Source organism: Acinetobacter sp. SH024 (assembly GCF_000163635.1).
GTDB lineage: Bacteria > Pseudomonadota > Gammaproteobacteria > Pseudomonadales > Moraxellaceae > Acinetobacter > Acinetobacter pittii.
The window spans coordinates 1-4,051 of record NZ_GG753611.1 but is presented as its reverse complement, the minus strand read 5'-3'; the positions used below and the strand labels follow the sequence as shown (position 1 = coordinate 4,051).

The following is a 4,051-nucleotide window of genomic DNA, read 5'->3' as shown; positions in this document are numbered from 1 at the left end:
TATCTAAACAATACATGATCTTACAGAGCGAGTGTCTACGAGCGAACTAGCAATATTCGACCCTCGACCCTCTGAAAAACCGCTTTTAAATGACTTGAACCCTAGAAAATCTATATTTTCATGCCGAAACTAGCCCCTAGACCGAGCGAAGCGAGCAAAAAAGCTCTATGAGCGAAGCGAATTCATAGTTGGTTTTGCTTTTAGATTTCACAAACAGAATTAACCAAAAAACTGCCCCTCGAATCGAGCTTGCGAGATTCAATAGAGTTTGAGCGAAGCGAAAACCTAGGGCAGTTTTGACCACTCCCCTGCTCTTATGGGCTTTTATAAATAAAAAAGCTTTTAAATGCTTTTAGGTTGTCTGAATGCCTTATGTAGCAATTGTTTCAGGAATAATAAGACGAGGTTTACCTTGCAATAAGACGAGGTTTACCTTGCAAAAAAAATCATTTAAAGACGAGGTCTACCTTGCAAAAGACGAGTAACAATACTATATTCGTCTTAACGAGATAAAAATAGTGTTCGTCTAATGAAAGAATTAGTAGTAAAAGACAATGCTCTCATTAATGCGAGCTATAACCTAGACCTAGTGGAACAACGGTTAATACTTCTAGCGATAGTGGAAGCAAGGGAATCAGGAAAGGGGATTGATGCCAATGACCCTCTAACAGTTCATGCCGAGAGCTATATCAATCATTTCAGCGTACACCGCAATACAGCCTACCAAGCATTAAAGGATGCCTGCAAAGACCTATTTGCACGTCAATTTAGCTACCAAGAGCAACGCCCTAAAGGTGTCGCAAACATTACTAGCCGTTGGGTGTCACAAATTGCCTATGTCGACAACTCCGCAACAGTAGAGCTAATCTTTGCACCTGCTATCATTCCTTTAGTGACAAGGCTTGAGGAACAATTCACAAGCTACGAATTAAAACAGGTTAGTGGGTTGAGTAGTGCCTATGCCATACGCTTGTATGAGGTTCTGATTGCATGGCGTAGCACAGGAAAAACGCCAGTCATCGAATTATCAGACTTCCGCCAAAAGCTCGGCGTTCTTGAAACTGAATATAAGCGTATGTATGACTTTAAAAAATACGTTTTAGACCTAGCAATCAAACAGATCAATGAACATACGGACATAACGGTCAAAGTCGAACAGCACAAAAAAGGGCGTTCAGTAAGTGGATTTTCTTTTAAATTCAAACAAAAACAACAGCCAAAAATTGAAAAGCCAGTTGACCCGAAACGAGATCCAAATACCCCTGATTTCTTTATCCCTATGACCGATGCACAACGGCATTTATTCGCTCACAAGCTGTCTGAAATGCACGAAATGAGTGAGTATTCAGTAGGTACTGAATCATACGAAGACTTTGCAAAACGTATTGCTGATATGCTTTTAGAGCCTGAAAAATTCAGGACGTTTTACCCTCTATTGGTACAAGCAGGATTTAACTATTAGGATATTGAAATGACAGATAGACAGCAATTACTGGAAGCCTTTAGAAGTGCTAAAGGCATCGTAGATCATGAGTTTACTCAGGAAATAATTGATTCTTGCCAATCAAAGGATCAAGCAAGGCAGCAGCGCATCCTGAACGGTGAAACCACCTTCGAACAGGAAGATGCAGCACTCATGGAAGAATGGTACAAATTAAACTCGAAATAACTAACCAGCGTTAGAAACAGGTTGTAAACCGAATAACAATCTATCTCTATCTTCTGTTAAATAATCATTAAGATCAGCAAGAATTTTTGCCTTTTCTGAATCATCTTGCATTTTTTTTAACGCCAAAGAACCAAGCAAAATTTTACGTCTAGTATCTTCTTTTCGCTGTTGATCCGTTGCTTTCTTTTTTTCACGAGCCAAAACAGCTTGCTTCTGAGCTTTAAGCTGTTTCAAACGTTCTTCTTGTTTAGCAATTTGCTGTTCCAAAGATTCGACTTTCATTACAAATCCAATGCCTAAAAAAACCACAGTTAGCATAAGCGTACATGAATTGAAATTCAAGGTACTATCTGCTATCGTGGTTTTCCCAAAGGGCGCACTTTACCATTGAAAAAAATCTTCGATTTTTATTCAATGGAAGTACGGCAGGGGATACCCCTACAACCCCGAAAAGCAAAGGCGTTAAGAGGCAAAAAGGATGAAAGACAATACTCACGAACATTTCATATTTTTATGCCCTAATTGTGGGCACGAATATGATTATAAATTTACAGATGAAGAAATAGAAATGGCGGCAGGAATGCCTATAGAAATCACAGCCGCACAGTGCGAAAAATGTAATACATGGGTTAAACCAGTGAGAAAAAATTAAGCATGGCAATCTTTCATTTTTCAGTCAAAGCGATAAGCCGAAGTGCAGGGCGTTCAGCCGTTGCATGTTCTGCCTATCGTTCGGGTGAAAAATTAGAAGACCATTATCAAGGTAAAATTCAGGACTACACCCAAAAAACAGGTGTGGAATCTAAAAAAATCTATGCACCTGAAAACACCAAAAAAGAATTATTAGACCGTCAAGAATTATGGAATACAGTTGAACAGGTTGAACGTAGAAAAGATGCAACCTTAGCAAGAGAGTTTGAAATTGCCTTTCCCCATGAGTTTAATGCAGAACAAAGACAAGACTTGCTCGATGAGCTATGTCAGGAAATTGTAGAAAAACATGGTGTGATCGTGGACGCATGTATCCATGCTCCACATACCAAAAGCGGAAGTGATGAAAGAAACTTCCATGCACACATCATGTTCACCAGTCGGCAGATTGACCCACAAACAGGCGACTTTGCCAAAAAGAAAAATCGAGACTTCAACAAAGAGCAATCCAGTGAAACCGTCAGCCACTGGAGAGAACACTTTGCAGAATTGACCAACCGCCATTTAGAAAAACATGGCTTTGCAGATCGTGTCGATCACCGTAGTTACAAAGATCAAGGCATAGACCTTGAAGCCACTCAACATGAGGGGCCACAAGTTACCCAACTTCGGAGACAAGGCATAGACACCGAAATCAGTCTATCCAATGATGCCATCCGTGAACGCAACCAATTTAGCCAACACATCAAAGGTTTAGATCAAGAGATACAAGCATCTGAACGACTGTTGAATAACTTGATTCAGACCAGGGAAAAATTAGACCAGGAACAACGTTCCCCTGAAGAATTAACCAAAATCGCATATAGCGTTATTTCGCAATATAACGATGCTGTAGCCACGGAAGCAAAAAACATAGCACTAACTACCCAAAAAACAGAAATCGAGCAAATAAACGCTGTTTTGGAGCAAATGGAGCTATCAAAAACCAATCTTGAACACCAAAAAGAACAATTAGGTAAAAGACCTATGTTTTTTGGTGGAAAATGGGATGCTGCGAATGCAGAAATTCAAACCCAATGGCAAGAATTGGACAGTCAGGAACGAGATTTAAAGACCAAAACCCCACGTTTAGAACCTGAACGCTATACAGATCGGGCAAAAGAGATCGTAAACAAAGCTAATCCGAACCTGAAAGCCAAACATGATCGAGCAAGACTTCACCTTGAACGTGAACAACAACGAAAGTTAGCCGAACAGGAAAAGCGGAAACAGGAAGCCAAGGCACAACAAGAACGAGAAAAACAGGCGTTTTTTGCACGTAAAGCCTTACGTGAGCAAGGAAAACATGACGAAGCCAATAAATTACTGGCTGAATCAAAAACACAAAGCCATAAGCCACGTTCACGCTAAAATTTAAATTTTCTTTTTTGGCGTTTATTAAAATTATCTAAACAATACATGATCTTACAGAGCGAGTGTCTACGAGCGAACTAGCAATATTCGACCCTCGACCCTCTGAAAAACCGCTTTTAAATGACTTGAACCCTAGAAAATCTATATTTTCATGCCGAAACTAGCCCCTAGACCGAGCGAAGCGAGCAAAAAAGCTCTATGAGCGAAGCGAATTCATAGTTGGTTTTGCTTTTAGATTTCACAAACAGAATTAACCAAAAAACTGCCCCTCGAATCGAGCTTGCGAGATTCAATAGAGTTTGAGCGAAGCGAAAACCT

Annotated in this window: 5 protein-coding genes; 4 read left to right on the top strand and 1 reads right to left on the bottom strand. The window is 40.0% G+C overall.

Going from position 1 to position 4,051, the window contains the following annotated elements:
* Positions 1 to 529: 529 nt before the first annotated feature.
* Together repM and HMPREF0013_RS24150 are read left to right on the top strand one after the other, a co-directional pair.
* Entirely contained in the window at positions 530 to 1,462 is a 933-nt protein-coding gene (repM, locus tag HMPREF0013_RS24155; RefSeq protein ID WP_005804956.1) for a replication initiation protein RepM, read from the top strand.
* 9 nt (positions 1,463 to 1,471) lie between these two features.
* On the top strand, positions 1,472 to 1,669 hold the full coding sequence (locus HMPREF0013_RS24150) for a hypothetical protein (protein ID WP_005804955.1): 198 nt from the start codon (positions 1,472 to 1,474) through the stop codon (positions 1,667 to 1,669).
* Here the strand turns inward: HMPREF0013_RS24150 and HMPREF0013_RS24145 are convergent, their stop codons facing one another.
* Positions 1,670 to 1,951: a hypothetical protein gene (locus tag HMPREF0013_RS24145; protein ID WP_025464223.1), complete on the bottom strand. Its 282-nt coding sequence runs from the start codon at positions 1,949 to 1,951 to the stop codon at positions 1,670 to 1,672.
* 196 nt (positions 1,952 to 2,147) lie between these two features.
* Between HMPREF0013_RS24145 and HMPREF0013_RS25075 the strand changes: the two genes are divergently transcribed.
* Together HMPREF0013_RS25075 and mobQ are read left to right on the top strand one after the other, a co-directional pair.
* A complete protein-coding gene (locus HMPREF0013_RS25075) occupies positions 2,148 to 2,321 on the top strand; it encodes a hypothetical protein (protein ID WP_005804953.1) in 174 nt (57 codons plus the stop codon).
* Positions 2,322 to 2,323: 2 nt separating this feature from the next.
* A complete protein-coding gene (gene mobQ, locus HMPREF0013_RS24140) occupies positions 2,324 to 3,730 on the top strand; it encodes a MobQ family relaxase (RefSeq protein WP_005804952.1) in 1,407 nt (468 codons plus the stop codon).
* Positions 3,731 to 4,051 lie beyond the last annotated feature (321 nt).